Here is a 20,857-nt window from a genome sequence, read left to right as displayed (position 1 = left end):
CGCCGCCCTCGCCCACGCCTAGCGCAAACCCGAACAACCCCGCGCGCCCCGCATCCCCGCGGGGCGCGGTATGGATCCGCACGGATGAAACCGGCCCCGGCAGACGTCAGGCATCGAGACCGTCGCCGCGCCCGGAGCCGACCGCACCATGACCAGAGCTTGCTTGGTTCGTTCGCGAGGCGCGGACACCGATCGCCGCGGAGGCCGGCCATGACGATCGGCATGGCCCTCGCCGTCCAGAGCATTCCCTTCGCGATCCTGTTCTTCGCCACGAACGCGCCCCACCGCGACATCTTCCTCGTGGCCTACACGGCGGCGCTCGGCCTCGTCGTGTCCCTGATCGCCCTGGCGGACGGCGCCCTCCCGATTCCGGCCGTGCCCCTCGCACCGCACGAGCCGCACCGCTAGGCGCGGATCGCCTCAGGGTTGCTGGCATGCCAGCTGCACAAATCGGCGCCCGATGCACAATTTGAATACAAAACGCGCATCCCGGATCGGCCGAATAGCGTCCCTGCGTAGTAAAAATTTCGAATGCAACACGCTGACGATCGAACGCAACCGATCGGTACAGTTCGGTACTGGCCTCCCGGCGCGGTGTTCTGCGTAGACACTGTCCGCCGTAAAGTATAAGAGTCACACTTCATCTCGGGCGGCGCAGGTGGCGTCGTGGGCTTCAGCGTGCGGTTCCATGTATGCGCATCAGACGAAGTTGGCCTCGGATGAGGTCCAGGAGTTGCGGCGTGAGGGTGGCCGCTACCTGCGGGAGTTGCGCGAAGCGCGGGGCCTGTCGCAGCGGCAGCTCGCGGGCCTGATCGGCGCCGAGTTCTACACCTTCGTCTCGCAGATCGAGACGGGCCGCGGCCGGATCCCGCCCGACCGTTACCGGACCTGGGCCGACGCCCTCGGGGTGGAGCCCCGCCCGTTCGTCCGCAACCTGATGCGCTATTACGATCCGGTGACCTTCGACATCCTGTTCGACGGCGCCCAGCAATCCGAGATCGCCACGGCGAAGGCCGGCTGATCCCGGCATTCCCCTCCCGAGACGCCCGGGCGGATCGCCTGCCGCCTCAGCGCGCCTTGCGGCTCGCGGCCTGATCCTGCCCGCGCGCTACCTCGACACGCACGCCCCGCCCCGCCACCAGGATCTCGGTCAGGAACGCGCCGATGGCCCCGATGGTGCAGACGAGCGCGATCCCGAAACAGCCGAACAGCACGCTCGCGATGGTGGCGTCGCGCAACGCTCCCAGGAACAGCGTCAGGACCGAGATCCCGGTCATCACCGCGCCGAGGGAGGCCAGAACCACCGCCCCGTCGAGGATGAAGGACCGCCGCCGCAGGTAGGTGAGGTAGCGCGAGAGGTGCGCCGCCTCCGCCGGGTCGGCGTCGTCGAGGCGCACAGCCGTCGCGTCGACCTTGTCGGCCACGCGGGCGAGCCGGGTCGAGAACACGTTCAGCAGCGTCGCCAAGGCCGACAGCAGGAACGCGGGCGCCAGCGCGACCTGGATGATATGCGCGACGCTCTCGAGCGGGCCGGCGCTGGCGGCATTGGGGAGCATGACGGCCCTCGGAGTTCAGGCCGCCGGCCCGTAGCATCGATCGCGCGTCGCCGTCAGCCGCCGCGGCTGAGGACCGGGCAGCTGGAGGCGCCGACCGGGCCGAGCACCACATCACCCTGGTTCGGATTGTTGACGGCGAAGGGGGAGACGTCGCGCACCCCGATGAAGCCGGGGCCGAGCTGGGGCTCGAACAGGCCGTCGCCGATGCGGATGAAGCAGCGATCGAGCACCGCCTCATAATCGAGGCTGATCGATGCGACGGGCGGCGTCCCGCCTCCGGGCCCGCAGGTCGCGGTCAGGTCGAGGCGCCCCGGGCGCATCATGCGGATCGGGGCGGAGCGTCCCGGACCGACGCGCAGAACCGGTGCCCCGTCCTGGCTGACGAGGAGCGTGTAGGCGGAGCGGTTCGTGACGCGGCGGGTGCAGCCGGCCGCGGCCTCGCCCATCCAGGTCGCCAGAAGGGCGACGGCCACGGCTGCCGGGATGAGACGGCCAGGACACACACGCATGGAACCACTCGCTCCCTCGGGCCGACGGACAGGCCGGCCAGTCGGGAGGTCAGGCGCGCGGCGCCCGGGGTCCAGCAAGCCTTGTCACGAGACCGGAGGATGGTACGAATTCTCACGCGGTGCAACCGTGGGGCGTCCCGGCATCGAGATGCCCTTCCGCAACCACGCCTGGCCTGCCGCGTCGTTCCCAAGCGGTGGCAGGCCACCCGACCTTGCGAGTTTCCGCCATGCGCGCGACATCCCTCAGCGGCCTCGCCCTTCTCGGCCTCGCCGCCCCGGTCCTGGCTCAAGGGCTGCCGAGTTCGAACCTCAACAGCATCAACGATTCGCTCGCCGCGCAGGGACAGGCGCGGTCCTTCCAGCAGCAGCAGACGACCGACTTCAACACGCTCCGGATGCTGAACCAGCGCGATGCCCAGGCCCAACCGGTCCCCGGCCTCTACGCGCCCGTGGTGCCGAGGCGTGGCACGCACCAGGGCACGGGCGGTCGCGGGTCGATCCGCGCCGGCGGTGCGGGAACGAGCATCTGCAGCGGCTGCTGAGGACCCCTCACCCGCGCAGGAACGGAAGGAGGCGTGCCAGGACGTCGTCCGGAGCCTCCTCCTGGACGAGGTGTCCGCAGGGGAGTGCGGCCCCCTCGACGCGATCCGCCTTGGCGCGCCACGTGGCCAGCACGTCGTAGAGCGCGCCGACCGTGCCCCTTTCGCCCCAGAGGGCGAGGAGCGGCACCCGGATCCGTCGCCCCGCCGCGTCATCCTGCCGGTCGTGCTCGAGATCGATCCCGGCCGCCGCGCGATAATCCTCGCAGATCGCGTGGATCGCGCCCTCGCTCCGGTAGGCGCGCAGATACTCGCGGATCAGCCGCTCCTCCGGGATGCCGGGCGTCGCGCTCTGTCCCCTCAGGTGATGGCGCAGGTAGGCCTCCGGATCCGCCCCGATCATGCGCTCGGGCAGGGGCTCCGGCTGGATCAGGAAGAACCACCAGAAGTAGCGCGTCGCGAAGGCTCGGTCGGTGCGCTCGTACATCGTCAGGGTCGGGGCGATGTCGAGGACCGCGAGCCGCGCCACGACCTCCGGATGATCGAGAACGAGGCGATGCGCGACCCGCCCTCCGCGATCGTGGCCGACGACGGCGAATCGGGGATAGCCGAGGCGCTCCATGACGGCGCGTGCGTCGGCGGCCATCGCTCGCTTCGAGTAGGGCGCGTGGTCGGCGGCAGAGGCCGGCTTCTCGCTGTCGCCGTACCCCCGCAGATCCATGGCGACGACGGGGTGCCCCCCGGCGACGAGCACGGGCGCAACCGCGTGCCACGTCGCGTGCGTCTGCGGATGGCCGTGCAGGAGGAGGACCGGAACGCCGTCCCCGTGCGGTGACACGGCCGTCCGGATCCGGACGGGCGGGTTGCCGACCCGGAGATCGGAGATCGTGAAGCCCGGCAGGAAGGTGCTCGGATCAGGCTCGAAGGGTGGCGTCGTCATCGGTCCGCGTCCGTGCTCAGGCCAGCCAGGGGTTCGTGGCGAGGTGGGCCGCCTCGAAGGAACGGATCGCCTCCGCCTGATCGAGGGTGGTCCCGATCGCGTCGAGGCCGCGGACCAGGGCCGCCTTGCGCAGCGGCTGGATCTCGAACCGGATCTCGGGACCGTCCTGGGGGAGGATGACCTCTGGGGGCAGGTCGACCGTGAGGTGATTGCGGGCCGGATCGGCGGCTGCCTGCGCGAGGCAGGCGACGGCTTCGGGCCCGAGGGTGACGAGGAGAAGCCCGTTATTGGCGGCGTTGTCCGCGAAGATGCCCGCGAAGCTCGTGCCGATGATGGCGCGAATGCCGAGCTGGAGAAGGCCCCAGACCGCGTGCTCGCGCGAGGAGCCGCAGCCGAAATTCGGTCCGACGACGAGGAAGCGCGCCCCGGTCCATTCCGGCCGGTTGAGGACGAAGTCCGGCCGGGGCTCGCCCGGCCGGGTGAAGCGCAGGTCGAAGAAGACGCCGTCGCCGAGGCCCGCCCGGTCGATGCCCCTCAGGAACTGCTTCGGCATGATGACGTCGGTGTCGATATTGGCGCCCGGAAGGGAGGCGGCAGGGCCGGTGACGCGCGTGAAGGGCTGCATGATCAGGCCTCCGTGCCGAGATGGCGGACGTCGGTGAGATGGCCGGCGATGGCGGCGGCGGCGACCATGGCGGGGCTCATCAGGTGCGTCCGCCCGCCCGCACCCTGGCGTCCCTCGAAATTCCGGTTCGTGCTCGACGCGCAGCGCTCACCGGGCGCCAACACATCATCGTTCATCGCGAGGCAGAGGGAGCACCCGGACTGGCGCCACTCGAATCCGGCTTGGATGAAGATGCGATCGAGGCCCTCCGCCTCCGCGGCGCGACGGACGCTCGACGAGCCCGGCACCACCATGCCCCGCACCCCTTCGGCGATGCGGCGCCCGCGCAGGACGGTCGCCGCCTCCCGCAGATCGGACAGGCGCGCGTTGGTGCAGGATCCGATGAAGGCACGCTGGATCGGGATGGCCGCGAGGGCGAGGCCGGGGGTGAGGTCCATGTAGGCGATCGCCCGCGCCAGATCGCGGCGGCGGCCCGGATCCGGCTCGGCGCCCGGGTCCGGCACGCGGCCGCCGATCGGCCCGGCCTGATCCGGGCTCGTGCCCCAGGTGATCATCGGCTCGATGTCCGCCGCCGACAGGTGCACCTCGCGATCGAAGACGGCGTCCGGGTCGCTCTGCAGCGTGCGCCAGCGCGCGGTCGCCGCCTCCCACAGGGCGCCGGCCGGCGCGCGCGGCTTGTCCCCCAGGTAGGCCAGCACGGCGGCGTCCGGCGCCATGACGACGCCGCGGGCGCCGCACTCCACCGCCATGTTGCAGATCGTCATGCGGGCCTCGACCGGCAGGGCCGCGATGCCATCCCCGGCGAACTCGACCGCGAAGCCGGCCGCCCCGTCGGCACCGATCCTGCGGATCAGGTCCATCACCACGTCCTTGCTGGTGACGCCGGCCGGGAGAGTCCCGTCGAGGGTCACCCGCATCGTGCGCTGGCGGCGGTACATTAGGGTCTGGGTCGCGAGGTAATGCTCGATGTCCGACGTGCCGATGCCGAAGCCGAGCGCGCCCAGCGCCCCGTAGGTGGTCGTGTGGCTGTCGCCGGCACCGATCACCATGCCGGGCAGGACGAAGCCGAGCTCCGGGGCGACGACGTGCTCGATCCCCTGGAGCGGATGAAGCACATCCAGCAGCTCGATGCCGAAGTCGCGGCAGTTCTCCGCGAAATAGGCCACCTGCCGCGCCGCTCCGGGATCGGGCATCGCGGCGACGCGCGCGGCCGCGGTCGGATTGACGTGATCGACGATCCCGAGGGCCGCCGAGGGACGCCAGACCGGCCGCCCCCTCGCGCGCAGCCCGCTGAAGGCCTGCGGGCTGGTGTACTCGTTCAGCACCGTTCGATCGACGTAGAGGAGGATCTCGGCGCCGGGTCCGGTACGGTCGTCGAGGCGGCGGACGGTGTGGGCGTCGACGATCTTGTCGTAGAGCGTGCGGGGCTGCATCTCGGGTCGGACCTTGCCTCAAGCGCCGGATTTGGATGCCGGGCAGTGAAGCGCATCGCCGAGGCCGGGGCCAATGCCGATCCGGCATGCATCGATGCCGATGGCCGGAGGCGGCGTCCGCGTCCGGCGCGTTGACCGCCGCGCCGGTGTTCCGCATCCTCGCGGGCAGGCAGGTCGCGGCGCGTCCGCGCGAGAGACCGGGAAGCGATGGACGCGGCGTGGCTCGAGGATTTCCTGGCCCTGATCGATTGCGGGCACTTCTCCAGGGCCGCTGAGCAGCGCAACATCACCCAGCCGGCCTTCAGCCGCCGCATCCGCGCCCTCGAGGACTGGATCGGCGCAACGCTCTTCGACCGGGACTGCCAGCCCGTCGCCCTGACCGCGGCCGGCGAGCGCTTCCGACCGGTGGCGGAGGAAACCCTGCGGCGCCTGTTCCAGGGCCGGGAGGCCGCGCGCGAGGCCGGCCGGAGCGCCGCCGCGACCCTGCGCTTCGCGGCGACGCAGGCCTTGTCGCTGACCTTCTTCCCGACATGGCTGCGTGCGATCGAGGCCGCCGACCCCCTCGAGGCCACGATCCATCTGACCGCCGCCCATATGAGCGCCTGCGAGCAGATGATGCTGCGGGGCGAGGCGCAATTCCTCCTCTGCCACCACCACCCGCGGGCGGCGAACCTGCTGCTGACGGAGCAGTTCCGCTCACTGGTGCTCGGGGCGGACCGTTTGCTCCTCGTGAGCGCACCGCAGCCCCACGGATCGTCGCCGCGCTTCACCCTGCCGGGAAACCCGGCGGAGCCCGTTCCTCTTCTGGCGTTCAGCGAGGAATCGGGGCTGGGGCGCATCCTGACGGGCGCGCGCCCACGGATCGACGGTGCAGGCGGTCTCCGCATCGCCTTCACCTCGCACCTGGCCTCGGTTCTGGTCGCCATGGCGCGCGACGCGCGCGGGGTCGCCTGGGCGCCGATGAGCCTCGTATCCGCAGACCTTGAGCGCGGCTCGCTGGTGCGGGCGGGGCCCCCGGACGAAGACATCCCGATCGAGATCCGGCTGTTTCGCCCTCGGCCGCGCCAGAGTCCGCCGGCGGAGAGGCTCTGGGGCGCCATCGCCCAACGGAACGAGGCGGACGCGCAAGGATCGTTCGGCGGGCCCAGCCTTCGCGATCAGCATGGCAGCCAGTCTGAGAACTGAGCGCCATGCCGTATGATTTCGTGTATGCGTTTTGAGCTTAGATCTTGTTCTCGAGAGTTCTGAGAACTGCGGCAAGCTGATCAGCTTGTGCTCGCGTCAAGCCGCTACTGACGGCTCCACCATTCCGATAGATGGTGTACGTCCCGTCGTGGGTCGGTTTGATTTTGATCGAGGCCATGAGATCCTTCGGTCGGCGCCGGCGCAGCGGCGTGGGCCAAGCTTAACCATTCATGACCGATCCGCAACCCGGCTCGGGCCGATCGGAGATTTCCGTGTGCCGGCGCACGTCGCGCGCCTGCGATCCCGCATGGCTGATGCCCGCGGCGCCGGGTGGCAAGGCGTGCTCACAGGGCGCACATATGGGGTGTCGCCGGATGATCGGCGACGATTTCTAGGACTACTCCCGTGGACGTGTTCACCGCCAAGACCCTCGTTTCCGCTGTTCTGGTCTTCGGCATCGCTCTATTCTCGCTGGTGTCGTTTCAGCACTTCATCACAGAGATCGTCGACGATCTCCGGGCAGCGCGAGAGTCGTCCAGCTTGGCCCCTGAGCGCGATCCCGAGCATTCGCGCCGCGTCTGAGGCCATCGGCGCACGATCCACAGGTTCCGAGCGCATCGGTCTGACCGGTCGCGGGGATGACGCGCGGGTCAGGCGCGCCAGCGCGGCGGATCCTCGTAGCCGAGGGTTTGAACGATTTCCCGATAGGCGCCTTCCGGGAAGGCCTTCAGGGTCTGGGTCCGGATGTTCCCCAGCATCCCGAGTTGCAGGTTGAAGCGCGCCGCCACCGCATCGTCGGGCGCCTCGTAGACGGCAATCACATCGTAGGGGCCGAGCGTCAGGAAGAATTGCCGGAAGGCTCCGCCCATCTGGGCGAGAAGCGCCTTGGCGGCATCGAGCCGGCGCGGTGAATCCGAGGCGGTACGCGCGCCCTGGTCCGTCCAATTCGCCAACATGATGTAGGTCGTCATCGTGTGCCTCCACAGACGAGGCTTTGCCATTCGGCATCATCTCACAAGTAGATTTCGCAATCCAGACGCTCTTTCAATGCATCTCCGCGTATGCATGACGACAAGCTTCGGTACGGTCCCATCGGAATAACAAACCCCAAGCTTCGCGATATTGTTTCGAAGTCCTTCAGTGAGCGGGTCATCACGTAGAGGCATGGAACGGAAAGCAGGAGGGGCGGTATCGTTGCCGCCCGTCGCAGCGGTGAACCGGCGACGCCGTCCGTCGCGGATCCTGAGGCGGTCGCGCAGGCGTCGCGCGCGAAATCCCGGCTCGCGATCCCGGCCCGGATCGCGCATAGGAGGGGCGAAGTCTCTGCGGCTCGACGGAGTGCCCCGATGGATACCGCCGATCTCACCCCCTACGCCGGTCTGGTGCTGGAGGAGGCGAGCCTGCCGGAACTGCCGAACCATTACCGCGGCAAGGTCCGGGACAATTACGACCTCGCCGATGGGCGCCGCATCCTGATCAGCAGCGACCGCCTCAGCGCCTTCGATCAGATCCTGGCCGCGATTCCCTTCAAGGGGCAGGTCCTGACCCAGACCGCCCGATACTGGTTCGAGGCGACCCGGGACATCTGCCCGAACCACGTCCTCGCCTATCCGGACCCGAACGTGGTGGTGGGGCGGCACCTCGCCATCCTGCCGGTGGAGATCGTGGTGCGGGGCTACCTCGCCGGCTCCACCGCCACCTCGATCCTGACCCAGTACAAGGCCGGCGCCCGCACGATGTACGGCCATACCCTGCCGGACGGGATGCGCCCGAACGAAATCCTGGCCGCGCCGATCATCACGCCGACCACCAAGGCGATGGACGGCGCCCACGACGAGCCGCTGACCGCCGATGCGATCCTGTCCCAGGGGCTGCTGACGGCGGAGCAGTGGCGCAGCGTCTCCGAGACCGCCCTCGCGCTCTTCGCCCGCGGGCAGGCGCTCGCGGCGGAGCGCGGCCTCATCCTGGCCGACACCAAGTACGAGTTCGGCACCGACCCGCAGGGCCGCATCGTGCTCGCGGACGAGATCCACACCCCCGACAGCAGCCGCTACTGGTTCGCCGCGAGCTACCCCGAGCGCTTCGAGCAGGGCACGGCCCCTGAGAGCTTCGACAAGGACTTTGTGCGCAACTGGGTGGCGGCGCGCTGCGATCCCTACCGCGACCCAATTCCGCCGATCCCGTCCGAGATCGTGCTCGAGACCGCGTCGGTCTATATCCGCGCCTTCGAGACCATCACGGGGAAGCCTTTCGTGCTGCCCGACCGGGACGAGGCGCCCCTCGAGCGCATCCGCCGCAACCTCGCGGCCTATCTGGCGGCATGAATCCGGGCGGCATGAACCCCGGCGGCACGAGCCCGGACCGCAGCGCCGCCGATCTGTCGGTCGATCCGGACTTCTTCGCCCTCTTGACCGGGAGCCATGCCCGCCTCGTCGGGCGCCCGCTCGTGCCGCCGGGCTGGGACGCGGCCTGGCTCTACCGGGAGGCCCCCTTCGCGGTCCTGGCGCACGACACCAGCCCGGACCCACGCTTCATCTACGCCAACCGGACCGCGCAGGCGTGCTTCGGCTATGATTGGGCGGCGATCACCGCGCTGCCGTCGCGGCTCTCCGCGGAGGCGCCGAACCGCGCCGAGCGGCAGGCGCTCCTCGATGCGGTCGCCCGCGACGGCTTCGCGACCGGCTATCACGGCCTGCGCATCGCCCGCAGCGGCGACCGGTTCTGGATCGAGGACGGCGTGGTCTGGCAGGTGATCGACCGCGCCGGCCGCGTCCGCGGACAGGCCGCGACTTTCGCGCATTGGCGCGCCGCCTGATCCCGGACCGCTCCGTCGGCGCGGCACTGCCTGTCGGAATCGCGCCCTGGAGAACTTGCGAGAACCGAGCCGCCGTGTCCGGAACCGATCGGCCTGCGCGCTCTGCATCGGCGCCGCGATCGTCCCGATCGGGTGCGCGCCCTCGCCGGGGACGATCAGGCTCTCGATCAGCGCAGAACCCGGGGTGGCGGGTCGAGATCGAGCCGATGCGGGCTTCCGTTGCTGGTCGAACCCATCATAAGCCAGTCTGTCGGGAGCATCCCCTTGCCCGGATCGGGATTGGACCGGGGAATCCGGAAGGCCGGCGCGCGACCGGCAGGCGGAACACGGATCGGCGTTCCACCACTAATCCGGATGCGCCGCGTCAACTCATCCCGATGAGGCATGACAACTCCACTTATGCAATGGCTGAGATAAGCCGTTCAGCCGACTGAAGGAGACCGACCGGGCGGGCCCCGCACGGTCCATCAATCACAGTCGGGAGACGCACTCATGCCGAGCTTGAGGACGCCCGAACGCCGCCGTCTGCGGATCTCGCTCCCCATCCTGGCCGCCTGCCTCGCGGTGCCGGTCGCGGCCCTTGCGGAGGAGCCGGGACGCGACCGGGTCGCCTCTCTGACGGACGACGATCCGAGCGAGGCCGCATTTCCGCCGACACCGACGTCCCTCATCACGGCGCAGAACGTCTCCGGCGTCACCGGGGACGCGATTCCCCTGGCGCTGCGGATCGATGCCCGGCCGGGACGGTCCGTCGCCAGCACCTACCTGCTCGGTCTCCCGAAGGGCGCGCGCCTCTCCGACGCCGACCACGCGGTGACGGCCGCAGACGAGAAGGCCGTGATCGACGTGACCGACTGGGACCTGCCGCAGCTCGCCGTCACGCTGTCTCCGGCGCAGGCGGGCTCCTACACCCTCGCGGTGGTCGCGGTCTCGCGCCCCGAGAACGGCGAGCCGATGAATTTTACGCGCTCGACCTTCGTCCTCGATGCGACGTCCGCCCCCCGGGACGCCGCGCCGCGCCCCGAACGCCTGGACAAGGCGGCAGCGCGCGAGGCGATCCGGCCGGTTCCGGCCGCGCTTCCGCCGGCACCCGCGCCGAGGCAGGTGCCGGCGCCCGTCGACATTCCGAAGCCGCGGGGGGCGGCCCTCACCGCCGAGGTGTTCATCCCGGAGGCGCCGGCGAATCTCGTCCGCGAGCCGGCGCCCCGCGCCGCCGCGCCCCGCCCGGCCGGGGCCCAGCCGTCGGCCTCGCTCGCCGCCCCCGCCGCCGTGGCGCCCGCAATCACGCCGCCCGCCGCATCTCGGCCCGCGGCACCATCCGCCCCCGTGATGCCCACCGCGACGCCTGCCGCCGCGACCCCTGCCGCCGCGACCCCCGCCGCCGCGCCCCCTGCTGCCACGCCGGCCGTCCCCGCGGTCGCGGCCGTCGCGGCTCCGGTCCGCAGCGCCGAACCGGACGGCAAGGCGCTGGTCGCGCGAGCCGAGCGGCTGATCCGGACCGGAGACATCAGCGGGGCCCGCCTCGTCCTCGAACGAGCCGCCGACCGGGGCGATCCTCGGGCCACCTTCCTCCTCGCGCAGACCTGCGACCCCCGCATGCTGCGGGTCTGGAACGTCCAGGGCCTGCGGCCCGACCCGGACCGGGCCCGCGCCCTCTACGCCAAGGCGGCCCAGGAGGGCCTGCGCGAGGCGAAGCCCCTCGCCGAAGTTCAGCGCTGAGCCCCACGCGAAACTGGAGTACCTGGAAGATGTCGAGGCACGCGACGATGTCCGCCCTGGCTGGTCTGGCGCTCCTCTTCGGAGCGGCCGGGGCCGGGGCCCGCGAGAAACCCCAGGCCCCCGAAGCCGAGGCGGCGCCGGCGGCCACCGAGGCGGTGCTCGGCGAGCGGATGAACGCCAACACGGTCTCGGTGATCACCGGCACGCCCGGCGGCACCTATTTCCGCATCGGCGCCGACCTCGCCTTCGTCCTCGACGACGGCGACAAGCTGCGGATCCTGCCCATCCTCGGCAAGGGCGCGGGCGAGAACGCCTACGACCTGCGCTTCCTCAAGGGCGTCGACCTCGGCTTCGTGCGCACCGACACCCTCGAGCAGTTGCGTCAGGACAAGCGCCTCAAGGACATCGACCAGCGCATCCAGTACATTGCCAAGCTGTTCAACGACGAGTTGCACGTCATCGCCCCCAACGCGGTCCAGGACGTGCGCGAGCTCGCCGGCAAGCGCGTCACCTTCGACGTCAAGGGCAGCGGCACCGATTATAGCGGGCGCGCCATGTTCCACGGCCTCGGCGTCGCGGTCGAGGCCGTCAACGTCGACCAGCCGACCGCCCTCGAGATGCTGCGCAAGGGCGAGGTCGCCGCGGTGGTCTCGGTCGCGGCCAAGCCCGTCTCGGTCCTGGCCGGCTTCGATCCGGGCGAGCGCTTCCACCTCGTCAAGACCCCCTACCCCGACACCCTGAGCGAGGCCTATGTGCCGGCCTCGCTGACGGCGGCGGACTACCCGAAGCTGGTGCGGGGCGGCGAAACGGTCGAGACCCTGGCGGTGGGCACGGTGCTGGGCGTCTACAACCATCCCAAGGGCTCGGAGCGCTACAACAAGCTCACCCGCTTCGTGAACGCCTTCTTCACCCAGTACGACAAGTTCCTGGCGCCGCAGCGGCACGCGAAGTGGCGGGAGGTCAACCTCGCGGCCTCGGTCACCGGCTGGACCCGGTTCCGCCCGGCCCAGGAATGGCTCGACAGCCACCGCGGGCAGGACGTCGCCTCGCAATCCGAGCTCGAACAGTTCCTCGACGAGCAGCCCCCGGGCCGGGCCGCCGACCGCGAGCAGGTCTACAAGGCCTACCTGAAATGGCGTCAGGCGCGCACGGGTGCACCTGGGCCAGGCCCACGGACCTTGAGCGCGTCGCGGCCATGACACTGCCCTGACCGCTCCCCCGCGCCGGCACGGGGCCGGTCCGGAAGCCTAGCGACGGGCCTCCGTGGCCATGCGGACCGCGAGGCCGGCCAGGACCGTGCCCATCAGCCAGCGCTGCAGCACGAGCCAGGCCGGGCGCCCGGCGAGGACAGCCGCGATCGAGCCCGCCAGGACAGCGATCACCGCGTTGACGCCGACGCTGATCACGATCTGGGTCGAGCCGAGGATCAGGGACTGGCCGAAGATGCTGCCGCGCTCCGGATCGAGGAATTGCGGCAGCAGCGAGAGATACATCACGGCGATCTTCGGGTTCAGGAGGTTCGTCACGAACCCCATGGTGAACAGGCGCCCGGGCCGGTCGGGCTGCAGGTCCCGCACCTGGAAGGGCGAGCGCCCGCCGGGGCGGACGGCCTGCCAGGCGAGGTAGAGGAGATAGAGCGCGCCTCCGAACCGGAGCGCGTCGTACGCGAAGGGCACGGCGAGGAGCAGCGCCGTGATCCCGAGGGCGGCGCTGACCATGTAGAAGACGAAGCCGAGCGCCACGCCGGCGAGGGAGATCAGCCCCGCCCGCCGCCCCTGTGCGATGGAGCGCGAGACGAGGTAGATCATGTTCGGGCCGGGCGTCAGCACCATCCCGAGGGAGATCAGCGCGAAGGCGACGAGGCTGGCGGCCGTGGGCATGGGGGCTTCCGGTCTGGGCAGTGATGCCCGAATTGCATGCAATCCGACCTGAAAGCCGGGCAGCCCCGAGCCTGTCCCGGTTGCGACGGCCGCGTCAAGCCGAGGACGCCGCCCGGACGACCGGGCGGGCTCAGGCCGGGGCGTTCGCCAGCGCCAGCAGCGTGTGCAGGAGGACGTTGGCGCCCGCGGTGCAATCCCCCTGCGTGGCGGATTCCGACTCGTTGTGGCTGACGCCGTCGCGGCAGGGCACGAAGATCATCGCGGTCGGCACCGTGGCGGCGAGGTTGCAGGCGTCGTGGCCGGCCCCCGAGACCATGCGCCGGTGGGACAGGCCGAGCGCGCCGGCGGCGGCCTCGACCGCGCCGACGACTGCCGGATCGAACGGTACCGGCTCCTTCCGCCAGATCCGGGTGAGCGCGACGCTGAGGCGCCGCCGCCCGGCGATCGCGTCGATGCGGGTCCGGATTTCGGCCTCGGCGGCGTCGAGGGTCGCGGATGCCGGGTCGCGCAGGTCCAGGGTGAAGCGCACCTGCCCCGGCACGACGTTGCGCGAGGGTGCGCCGATCGCAGCCTCGCCGATCGTCGCCACCGCGCTCGGCCCGTGCGCCTCGGCGACCGCCTCGACCGCGAGAGCGATCTCGGCGAGCCCGAGGAGGGCGTCGCGCCGACGCGGCATCGGCGTCGTGCCGGCATGGCTCTCGAAGCCCATGATGGTCCCGTCGAACCAGGCGATGCCCTGGCCGCCCTCCACCACCCCGATGGTCTTGCCCTCCGCCTCCAGGATCGGCCCCTGCTCGATATGCAGCTCGACGAAGCGGCCGATCCGGCGGGCGCCGACCGCCTCCTCGCCGCGGTAGCCGATGGCGTCGAGGGCCTCGCCGACGCTGATCCCGGCGGCGTCGCGCCGCCCGAGGATGTCCTCGGTAGTGAACTCGCCGGCATAAGCCGCCGAGGCCATCATGGCCGGGGCGTAGCGCGAGCCCTCCTCGTTCGTCCAGTTGACCACGAGAAGCGGCGCCTCGGTCTCGATCCCGGCATCGTTCAGCGCGCGCATCACCTCGAGCCCCGCGAGAGTCCCGAGGATGCCGTCGAAGCGCCCCCCCGTCGGCTGCGTGTCGAGATGCGAGCCGCAGGCGATCGGCGGCCGGCTCAAGTCGCGCCCGCGCCGCAGGGCGAACTGCGTCCCGAGGGCATCGACCCCGACCTCGAGGCCCGCCGCCACGCAGGCATCACGGAACCAGTCGCGGACCTGACCGTCCTCGGGGGAGAGCGTCAGGCGGTTGAGGCCGCCCGCGGGCGTCGCCCCGAACGCCGCGGTCTCCAGAATCGTCGACCACAGGCGTGGTCCGTCCACCCGCAGGTTGTGCGTCGTGGTTGTCATCGGGTTCCTTTCTTCTGAAGGGCGCGGAGGGCGGAGCCGCGCGTGACCGGGCCGCGGAGGCGCCGCACCGTCCCGCGCGAACTGGCAAGAGCCATACCGAAAACGCATGCTTCGGGGAAAACATCCGCCGATGGGGCTCGTGGAATCGCTGCCAAGCATGGCTCGACCGTATCTTGTATGCACCGTGGCCCGATGCTTGCCAGGGTCGTGCCGCCATCAACGGAGTGCACATGACGGCGCCCAAGGTCCAACTCAGCCTACGCGGCATCCGCAAGTCCTTCCCGGGCAAAGCCGGCCCCGTGCCAGTGCTCGACGGGCTCACTTTCGATATCTACGAGCGCGATTTCGTCAGCATCATCGGCCCGAGCGGCTGCGGCAAGACGACGGTGTTCAACGTCATCGCCGGGCTGCTCGAGCCCGACGGGGGCACGATGATGTTCCGCGGCGAGATCGTGCCGGGCCTGCGCGGACGCGTCGGCTACATGATGCAGAAGGACCTGCTGTTTCCCTGGCGCACGGTCCTGCAGAACGTCATGCTCGGCCTCGAGATGAAGGGCGTGGCGCAGGGCGAGGCCCTCGACACGGCGCGCGAGTACCTCTCGACCTTCGGCCTGTCGGGCTTCGAGAACGCCTATCCGAAGACCCTCTCGGGGGGCATGCGCCAGCGGACGGCGCTGATCCGAACCCTGATCATGGACCCGGACATCCTGCTCCTCGACGAGCCCTTCTCGGCCCTGGACTACCAGACCCGCCTCTACCTCGAGGGGGTGCTGCTCGACGCGGTCGAGACCTTCAACAAGACCGTGGTCCTCGTCACCCACGACATCGACGAGGCCGTCGCGCTCTCGAAGCGGGTCGTGGTCCTGGGAAACCGGCCGACCAAGGTGAAGGCGGTGCACGATATCGGGCTCGACGCCCGCTCGCCGGTCGGCGCCCGCAGCGACCCGCGCTTCGCCGAGTACTTCCACACGCTCTGCGGAGAACTCGACATCCAGACCCGCGCGAGGGCCGCCTGATGACGTCGCACGCCCTGAAGAACGCGGCCGCCGCCAAGATGTCCGCCCAGGCGGCACCGGTCCGGCGGAAGCCCGGGGCCCTCGCGCGGGCCGCCGACACCATGGTCGGCCGCGGCCTGATCCAGGCGCTCGCCGTCGCGGCCTTCTTCGCCGCCTGGGAGGTCGCGGTGCGTGCCGGATGGCTCACCGAGTTCCTGGTCGGCGCGCCCACGGGGATCTGGCGCGTCTTCGCCGCCGCGATGGCCGACGGGTCTCTGCCGGTGGACACCTGGTACACCTTGATCGAGGCGATCCTCGGCTTCGTCATCGGCACGGCCCTCGGGTCCCTCGCCGGGCTCGGCCTCTGGTACTCGGTCTTCATCGCTCGCCTCGTCGAGCCGTTCATCGTCGCCATCAACTCGGTTCCGAAGATCGCGCTGGCGCCGATCATCATTCTGTGGTTCGGCACCGGCTTCATCTCGAAGGTGGCGCTCGCGGTCTCGCTCACCGCCCTGGTGGCGCTGATCGCGGCCTACCAGGCGGCGCGCGACGCCGATCCCGATCTCCAGGCGCTCCTCGCCTCCATGGGCGCGACCAAGAACCGGATCTTCCGCAGCGTCATCGTGCCGTCGACGCTGCCGGCGATCATCGGGATGTTTCGGATCAATATCGGCTTCGCCCTCGTGGGCGCGGTGGTCGGCGAGTTCATCTCGTCCCAGCGCGGCCTCGGCCACCTCATCTACACGGCCTCGTCCCTCTACGACCTCAACACGGTCTGGGTCGGGCTGTTCGTGCTGATGTTCGTCGGCTTCGTCCTCTACCACCTGATCGACTTCGCCGAGCGCCGCATCCTGCCCTGGCGGCAGGTCAGCACCGCCGGCCAGGTCCAGGTCTAGCGCTCGCTCTCCGGCGCTCCCAACCGGTCCGCCCATGCGGGCCGGCTCTCTTCCCACGTGTCACAAGGACCCTGCACAAGCCCATGACGCCCAGCCGCCCGTCCCTCGCCAAGCGCCTCCGCCCCCTCGCGGCCCTCTGGCTCGCCGGCCTCACGATCCTGCCGGCGCAAGCCGGCCAGAAGGTCACGATCTCCCAGGCCTTCCAGTCGATGCTCTACCTGCCCTTCTACGTCGCCATCGGCGAGGGCATGTTCGAGAAGGAGGGGATCGACGTCACGAAGGAGACGGCGGGCGCCCCGAACGTGGCGCTCTCCGCCGTCATCTCGAAGAGCGCGCAGTTCTCGATCCACGGTCCGGAATGGACCGCGATCGCGGCGTCGAAGGGCGCGCCCGTCAACATCGTGGCGAACGTCGTCAACGGCGCGGCGGTCTGGATCGCGACGGCGCCGGACTTCGACTACAAGGACGTGCAGAGCCTGAAAGGCCAGAAGATCGTCTCGGGCCTGATGCCGACGACGAGCACCTCGCTGTTCCTGAAGCTCCTCAAGGAGAACGGCCTGAAGCAGAGCGACGTCGACATCACGCAGGTCCAGATCGGCTCCGAGCCGGGGCCGTTCCTCGCCGGCCAGGCCAAGGTCGCGGTGATGTACGAGCCGGGCCTCGATCAGGTCGTCGCCAAGGGCATGAAGGTCGTCCTCGGCTTTCCCAAGCTCTACGGCCCCTACGCCTTCTCCTCGGTGAGCGCCCGCAAGGACGTCGACCCGGTCCTCGCCCAGAAGGTGGTGAACGGCATGCAGATGGCCATCCGCTTCATGCAGGCCAATCCCGACAAGACGGTCACCATCGCCAAGCGCGAGTTCCCGAGCCTCGACCCGGCCGTGGTGGAGAGCGCGGTCAAGCGCATGATCGCCGAGAAGGTCTACCCCGAGAGCGTCGATATCTCGCCGGAGGCCCTGCGGGTCGGCATGGAGACGCAGGTCGCGCTCGGCAACCTCGCGGCACAGCCCGACTACGCGACCTTCGTCCGCCGCGAATTCATCGAGAAGACGCTCTCGGCGAACTGACGCGATCCGGCCCCGCGCAGCATCGTCCGCGCGGGGCCGGGGCCGCGAGCCAGACCTGTTTCACGGATCGATCCCAACGATGCTGCATCACCTCGGCCTCGTCGCGGCACTGCGCGCCTTCCGCTGCGGCGAGACGACCCCCGACGCCTACCTGACCGCCTGCCTCGACGCGGCCCGGGCCCGCGACCCGGGCCTGCGCGCCTTCACGCACCTGGCCTCGACCCTGCGCGCCGGCACGGGGCCCTTCGGCGGCATCCCGGTCGGGATCAAGGACATCATCGCGACCGCCGACATGCCGACCGCCAGCGGCTCGGCCGCGTTCGCGGACCATGTCCCGGCGGCGGATGCCTGGGTGGTGGCGCGGCTCCGCACCCTCGGGGCCTCCATCCTCGGCAAGACCGTGACGACCGAGTTCGCCTGGCGCCATCCGGGCCCGACCCACAATCCCTGGCGGCAGGGTCACACGCCGGGCGGCTCCTCGAGCGGCTCGGCGGCGGCCGTCGCGGCCGGCCTCGTGCCGCTGGCGCTCGGCAGCCAGACCTTCGGATCCGTGATCCGCCCCGCCGCCTTTTGCGGCGTCGTCGGCCTGAAGCCGAGCTTCGGCGCCATCCCGCGGGTGGGCGTCCACCCGCTCGCCGGATCCCTCGACCACGTCGGGCTGTTCACCCGTTCGGTGGCGGATGCGGCCTACGCCCTGTCCTGGCTCGCGGCCCGGGACGACGGTGACCGCCATGGCCGACCGCTGCCTCCGTTCACGGTCGATCCGGAGGCCGGCCTCGAGCCCCTGCCCGCGCCGCGCCTCGCGCTCCTGCGCGGCGCGCTCTGGGACGAGGCCGAAACCGAGCAGCGGGACCTGGTCGAGGCGGCGGTCCGCCGGTTCAGGGCGGCCGGCGGCCGGGTGGAGGAACTCGTCCTGCCCGAGGCCTTCGAGGCGCTCCCGCGCGCGGCACGCACCATCCTGGCGGCCGAGGCGGGCGCCACCTTCGCGCCCCTCGTGGCGCGGTTCCCCGACAGGACCAGCCCGGTCCTGAAGGATCTCGTACGGGAGGGCGCCGCGCTCTCGGCCATCCCGTATGTGGACGCCCTGCGGCTGCAATCCGCCCTGCGGGCGCAGCTCGGTCCGGTGCTCGACGGCTTCGACGCGATCCTGACGCTGCCGGCCTCGGGCCCTGCGCCGGAGGGACTGGCCTTCACGGGCGACCCGGCCTTCTGCGTGCCCTGGACCTGCCTCGGCGTGCCGGCCATCACCCTGCCGGCCTCCGAGACCCCGGACGGGCTGCCCCTCGGGATCCAGCTGGTGGCCCCCTACCGCGCCGACCTGCGGCTGCTGCGGACGGCACTCTGGTGCGAGGCGGCCCTGTCGCGGCCGCAGCGCTTCCCGCATAATCGCGTCTGACGCTTCCCGGCGCACGCCCTTCCCTCACCCGCCACAGAACCCGAAGCCCATGCTCTCACTCCTGTCCCTGCGTCGACGCATCGAGGCCGGCGCGCTCACTCCCGAAGGCGCGGTCGCGCTGGCGCGCGAAGCCATCGCGGCCCGCGAGCCCGAGGTTGCCGCCGTGGTGAGCCTCGCCCCGAACCCCGTGGTGCCGGTCCACGGCCCCCTCGCGGGCATCGCGGTCGGCGTCAAGGACGTCATCGACACCGCCGACCTGCCGACGCAGCTCGGCTCGTCGATCTACGACGGCTGGCAGCCGAAGACCGATGCCGCCGCGGTGGCGCGGCTGCGCCGGCTCGGCGCCGTGCCGCTCGCCAAGACCACGACGACGCCCTTCGCCTTCCTCGACCCCACCGCGACCCGCAATCCCCGCGCGCCGGGGCGGACCCCGGGGGGCTCCTCGGCCGGATCCGCCGCCGCGGTGGCGGCCGGGATGCTGCCGCTCGCCCTCGGCACCCAGACCGGCGGATCGGTGATCCGTCCGGCGGCCTATTGTGGCGTCGTCGGGGTGAAACCGTCCTTCCGGCTGCTCCCGACCCTTGGGGTCAAGTGCTTCTCCTGGACCCTCGACACCCTCGGGATCTTCACCGCGAGCGTCCCGGACGCGGCCCACGCCCTCGCGCTGATGTCCGGGCGGCCGGCGATCGACCTGCCGGCGGGCGCGCCGGCGGCGCCCCGGATCGGCCTGCTCATCCCCGATTTCTGCGATCCGGCGGAGGCGGACGCCCTCGAGGCGCTCGGCCGCGCGGCCCGGGCCGCGGAGGCGGCCGGCGCCGTGGTGCGCGACGCAGCCCTCCCATCCGCCGTGACGGCAGCCTTCGCGGAGCACGGGACGATCCAGGATTTCGAGGCGGCGCAGGCGCTCGCCTGGGAATACGACAACCGGCGCGACGCCCTGCCGCCGCTCCTGAAGGCGCATCTCGCCGCCGCGCAGGGCATCGAGCCGGCGGCCTACGATGCGGCCCGGCGGATCACGCACGCGGCGCGGCGCAGCCTGAAGGCGGTCTTCGGCGCGGAGGCGTTCGACGTGATCCTGACCCTGTCCGCGCCGGGCCATGCCCCCGAGGGATACGCCTCGACGGGGGATTCCCGGTTCAACCGCCTGTGGACGCTGATGGGCGTGCCCTGCGTCAACGTCCCGATGCCCGGCGGCGGGCCCCCGCTCGGCGTGCAGATCATCGCGGCCTTCGGGGACGACGGCCGGGCCCTCGCGGCGGCCCACTTCCTCGAGCGCGCGCTGGCCTGACGGCGGCTCGAGCGCCGGCGCCGGGGGGCGCCGGCGTCGCGCTCAACCGGCCAGGCGTTCGTGGGCCATATGAATCTCGCCCACGACGTTGGCGCTGAGATGATCAATCGATTTCTGGTCGAGCTTCGCCTGCGTCAGGACCTGCCGAAGTGACGCCTCGCCATTCCACCCGGCACCGCCCATATTGGGCAGGTAACGCCGCAGCATGGCACTGACGATCTTGTCCCGCTCGTATCCACGATGACGCACCAATTGCCGTATGCGCCCGACCAATTCATCGATTCCGTTGAGCGGCTGATCCGCCTTCTGAGTTTTCGTGACGGAATAATACATGCTCATGAGGCAACCCCGGAACAGATCTTCAACCTGAACCGGGAGTGATTAATGTCGCGTCAAAATGCTATCGATCACGGAAATTTCACAACGTAAACGTGCATCAAGCGGGCTGGGGCACAGGCAGCATATCCCCCGCTAGTGCCAGCGGATCAGCAGCGCGATCCCGGCGAGCATCAGGGCGACGAGCATCCAGACGGGGCCGCCGGTCGAGGCGTATCCCACCATCCCGATGAAGCCGAGGACGCCGGACCAGACCAGAACATGGGCGAGCGGATGCATGGCAGGCGCTGTTGCAGGGAG

The 20,857-nt window shown here is 70.7% G+C and carries 24 protein-coding genes; 14 read left to right on the top strand and 10 right to left on the bottom strand.

Annotation, left to right across the window (positions count from 1 at the left end; all coding sequences use genetic code 11):
• The first annotated feature begins 210 nt into the window (after nt 1–210).
• Together F6X51_RS11320 and F6X51_RS11315 are read left to right on the top strand one after the other, a co-directional pair.
• Complete coding sequence (locus F6X51_RS11320; protein WP_150963623.1) at nt 211–408, top strand: hypothetical protein; 198 nt, start codon at nt 211–213, stop codon at nt 406–408.
• Between the two features lie 280 nt (nt 409–688).
• Nucleotides 689–1,021, top strand: coding sequence for a helix-turn-helix domain-containing protein (locus tag F6X51_RS11315; RefSeq protein ID WP_150963622.1), 333 nt, complete (start codon nt 689–691; stop codon nt 1,019–1,021).
• Nucleotides 1,022–1,067: 46 nt separating this feature from the next.
• Here F6X51_RS11315 and F6X51_RS11310 read toward each other — a convergent pair whose 3' ends face one another.
• Together F6X51_RS11310 and F6X51_RS11305 are read right to left on the bottom strand one after the other, a co-directional pair.
• Complete coding sequence (locus F6X51_RS11310; RefSeq protein ID WP_150963620.1) at nt 1,068–1,556, bottom strand: DUF2721 domain-containing protein; 489 nt, start codon at nt 1,554–1,556, stop codon at nt 1,068–1,070.
• 53 nt (nt 1,557–1,609) lie between these two features.
• Nucleotides 1,610–2,065, bottom strand: a complete 456-nt coding sequence (locus F6X51_RS11305) for a hypothetical protein (protein ID WP_150963618.1) — start codon at nt 2,063–2,065, stop codon at nt 1,610–1,612.
• 227 nt (nt 2,066–2,292) lie between these two features.
• On the opposite strand from F6X51_RS11305, the gene F6X51_RS11300 reads away from it, so the two are divergent.
• Nucleotides 2,293–2,607 (top strand): hypothetical protein, encoded by a 315-nt coding sequence (locus tag F6X51_RS11300; protein WP_150963616.1) that lies wholly within the window; start codon nt 2,293–2,295, stop codon nt 2,605–2,607.
• Between the two features lie 7 nt (nt 2,608–2,614).
• On the opposite strand, the gene F6X51_RS11295 is transcribed toward F6X51_RS11300, so the two are convergent.
• From F6X51_RS11295 to leuC, 3 genes are read right to left on the bottom strand one after another with little or no spacing between them, the layout of a single operon-like run.
• On the bottom strand, nt 2,615–3,544 hold the full coding sequence (locus F6X51_RS11295; protein ID WP_150963614.1) for an alpha/beta fold hydrolase: 930 nt from the start codon (nt 3,542–3,544) through the stop codon (nt 2,615–2,617).
• A 16-nt stretch (nt 3,545–3,560) separates the two neighbouring features.
• The gene (leuD, locus tag F6X51_RS11290; protein ID WP_150963612.1) at nt 3,561–4,169 is read right to left on the bottom strand and encodes a 3-isopropylmalate dehydratase small subunit; all 609 of its coding nucleotides are present in this window, start codon (nt 4,167–4,169) and stop codon (nt 3,561–3,563) included.
• A gap of 2 nt (nt 4,170–4,171) precedes the next feature.
• Nucleotides 4,172–5,602, bottom strand: coding sequence for a 3-isopropylmalate dehydratase large subunit (gene leuC / locus F6X51_RS11285; RefSeq protein WP_150963610.1), 1,431 nt, complete (start codon nt 5,600–5,602; stop codon nt 4,172–4,174).
• Nucleotides 5,603–5,809: 207 nt separating this feature from the next.
• Between leuC and F6X51_RS11280 the strand changes: the two genes are divergently transcribed.
• The gene (locus F6X51_RS11280) at nt 5,810–6,787 is read left to right on the top strand and encodes a LysR family transcriptional regulator (RefSeq protein ID WP_150963608.1); all 978 of its coding nucleotides are present in this window, start codon (nt 5,810–5,812) and stop codon (nt 6,785–6,787) included.
• Between the two features lie 405 nt (nt 6,788–7,192).
• Nucleotides 7,193–7,369: a hypothetical protein gene (locus F6X51_RS27840; RefSeq protein WP_191970076.1), complete on the top strand. Its 177-nt coding sequence runs from the start codon at nt 7,193–7,195 to the stop codon at nt 7,367–7,369.
• Between the two features lie 68 nt (nt 7,370–7,437).
• Here F6X51_RS27840 and F6X51_RS11275 read toward each other — a convergent pair whose 3' ends face one another.
• The gene (locus F6X51_RS11275; RefSeq protein ID WP_150963606.1) at nt 7,438–7,758 is read right to left on the bottom strand and encodes a GYD domain-containing protein; all 321 of its coding nucleotides are present in this window, start codon (nt 7,756–7,758) and stop codon (nt 7,438–7,440) included.
• 375 nt (nt 7,759–8,133) lie between these two features.
• On the opposite strand from F6X51_RS11275, the gene F6X51_RS11270 reads away from it, so the two are divergent.
• The 4 genes from F6X51_RS11270 to F6X51_RS11255 all read left to right on the top strand — a co-directional run bounded on the left by F6X51_RS11270 (nt 8,134) and on the right by F6X51_RS11255 (nt 12,520).
• Complete coding sequence (locus tag F6X51_RS11270) at nt 8,134–9,111, top strand: phosphoribosylaminoimidazolesuccinocarboxamide synthase (RefSeq protein ID WP_150963604.1); 978 nt, start codon at nt 8,134–8,136, stop codon at nt 9,109–9,111.
• Between the two features lie 11 nt (nt 9,112–9,122).
• Complete coding sequence (locus F6X51_RS11265) at nt 9,123–9,602, top strand: MEKHLA domain-containing protein (protein ID WP_150963602.1); 480 nt, start codon at nt 9,123–9,125, stop codon at nt 9,600–9,602.
• Nucleotides 9,603–10,094: 492 nt separating this feature from the next.
• On the top strand, nt 10,095–11,321 hold the full coding sequence (locus tag F6X51_RS11260; RefSeq protein ID WP_150963600.1) for an SEL1-like repeat protein: 1,227 nt from the start codon (nt 10,095–10,097) through the stop codon (nt 11,319–11,321).
• Nucleotides 11,322–11,350: 29 nt separating this feature from the next.
• Complete coding sequence (locus F6X51_RS11255) at nt 11,351–12,520, top strand: TAXI family TRAP transporter solute-binding subunit (protein WP_150963599.1); 1,170 nt, start codon at nt 11,351–11,353, stop codon at nt 12,518–12,520.
• Nucleotides 12,521–12,568: 48 nt separating this feature from the next.
• Here F6X51_RS11255 and F6X51_RS11250 read toward each other — a convergent pair whose 3' ends face one another.
• Both F6X51_RS11250 and F6X51_RS11245 read right to left on the bottom strand, forming a co-directional pair.
• Nucleotides 12,569–13,201: a LysE family translocator gene (locus tag F6X51_RS11250; protein ID WP_150963596.1), complete on the bottom strand. Its 633-nt coding sequence runs from the start codon at nt 13,199–13,201 to the stop codon at nt 12,569–12,571.
• Nucleotides 13,202–13,331: 130 nt separating this feature from the next.
• Entirely contained in the window at nt 13,332–14,582 is a 1,251-nt protein-coding gene (locus tag F6X51_RS11245; protein ID WP_150963594.1) for a Zn-dependent hydrolase, read from the bottom strand.
• A gap of 230 nt (nt 14,583–14,812) precedes the next feature.
• Between F6X51_RS11245 and F6X51_RS11240 the strand changes: the two genes are divergently transcribed.
• The 5 genes from F6X51_RS11240 (at nt 14,813) to F6X51_RS11220 (ending at nt 20,221) form a co-directional block, all read left to right on the top strand.
• Nucleotides 14,813–15,598 (top strand): ABC transporter ATP-binding protein, encoded by a 786-nt coding sequence (locus tag F6X51_RS11240; protein WP_150963592.1) that lies wholly within the window; start codon nt 14,813–14,815, stop codon nt 15,596–15,598.
• Nucleotides 15,598–16,473, top strand: a complete 876-nt coding sequence (locus F6X51_RS11235) for an ABC transporter permease (RefSeq protein WP_150963590.1) — start codon at nt 15,598–15,600, stop codon at nt 16,471–16,473. The genes F6X51_RS11240 and F6X51_RS11235 overlap by 1 nt, the downstream gene beginning before the upstream one ends.
• A gap of 83 nt (nt 16,474–16,556) precedes the next feature.
• Complete coding sequence (locus tag F6X51_RS11230; protein WP_150963588.1) at nt 16,557–17,537, top strand: ABC transporter substrate-binding protein; 981 nt, start codon at nt 16,557–16,559, stop codon at nt 17,535–17,537.
• Nucleotides 17,538–17,616: 79 nt separating this feature from the next.
• Nucleotides 17,617–18,933, top strand: coding sequence for an amidase (locus tag F6X51_RS11225; protein WP_150963586.1), 1,317 nt, complete (start codon nt 17,617–17,619; stop codon nt 18,931–18,933).
• A 49-nt stretch (nt 18,934–18,982) separates the two neighbouring features.
• Nucleotides 18,983–20,221, top strand: coding sequence for an amidase (locus F6X51_RS11220; protein ID WP_150963584.1), 1,239 nt, complete (start codon nt 18,983–18,985; stop codon nt 20,219–20,221).
• A 42-nt stretch (nt 20,222–20,263) separates the two neighbouring features.
• On the opposite strand, the gene F6X51_RS11215 is transcribed toward F6X51_RS11220, so the two are convergent.
• A complete protein-coding gene (locus F6X51_RS11215) occupies nt 20,264–20,560 on the bottom strand; it encodes a hypothetical protein (protein ID WP_150963582.1) in 297 nt (98 codons plus the stop codon).
• Between the two features lie 132 nt (nt 20,561–20,692).
• Nucleotides 20,693–20,836, bottom strand: coding sequence for a hypothetical protein (locus F6X51_RS27835; RefSeq protein ID WP_191970075.1), 144 nt, complete (start codon nt 20,834–20,836; stop codon nt 20,693–20,695).
• Between the last annotated feature and the right edge of the window lie 21 nt (nt 20,837–20,857).

It is taken from the genome of Methylobacterium planeticum, assembly GCF_008806345.1.
GTDB lineage: Bacteria > Pseudomonadota > Alphaproteobacteria > Rhizobiales > Beijerinckiaceae > Methylobacterium > Methylobacterium planeticum.
Note: the sequence above shows the minus strand (reverse complement) of the source record. Positions and strands in the feature narration are given on the sequence as shown.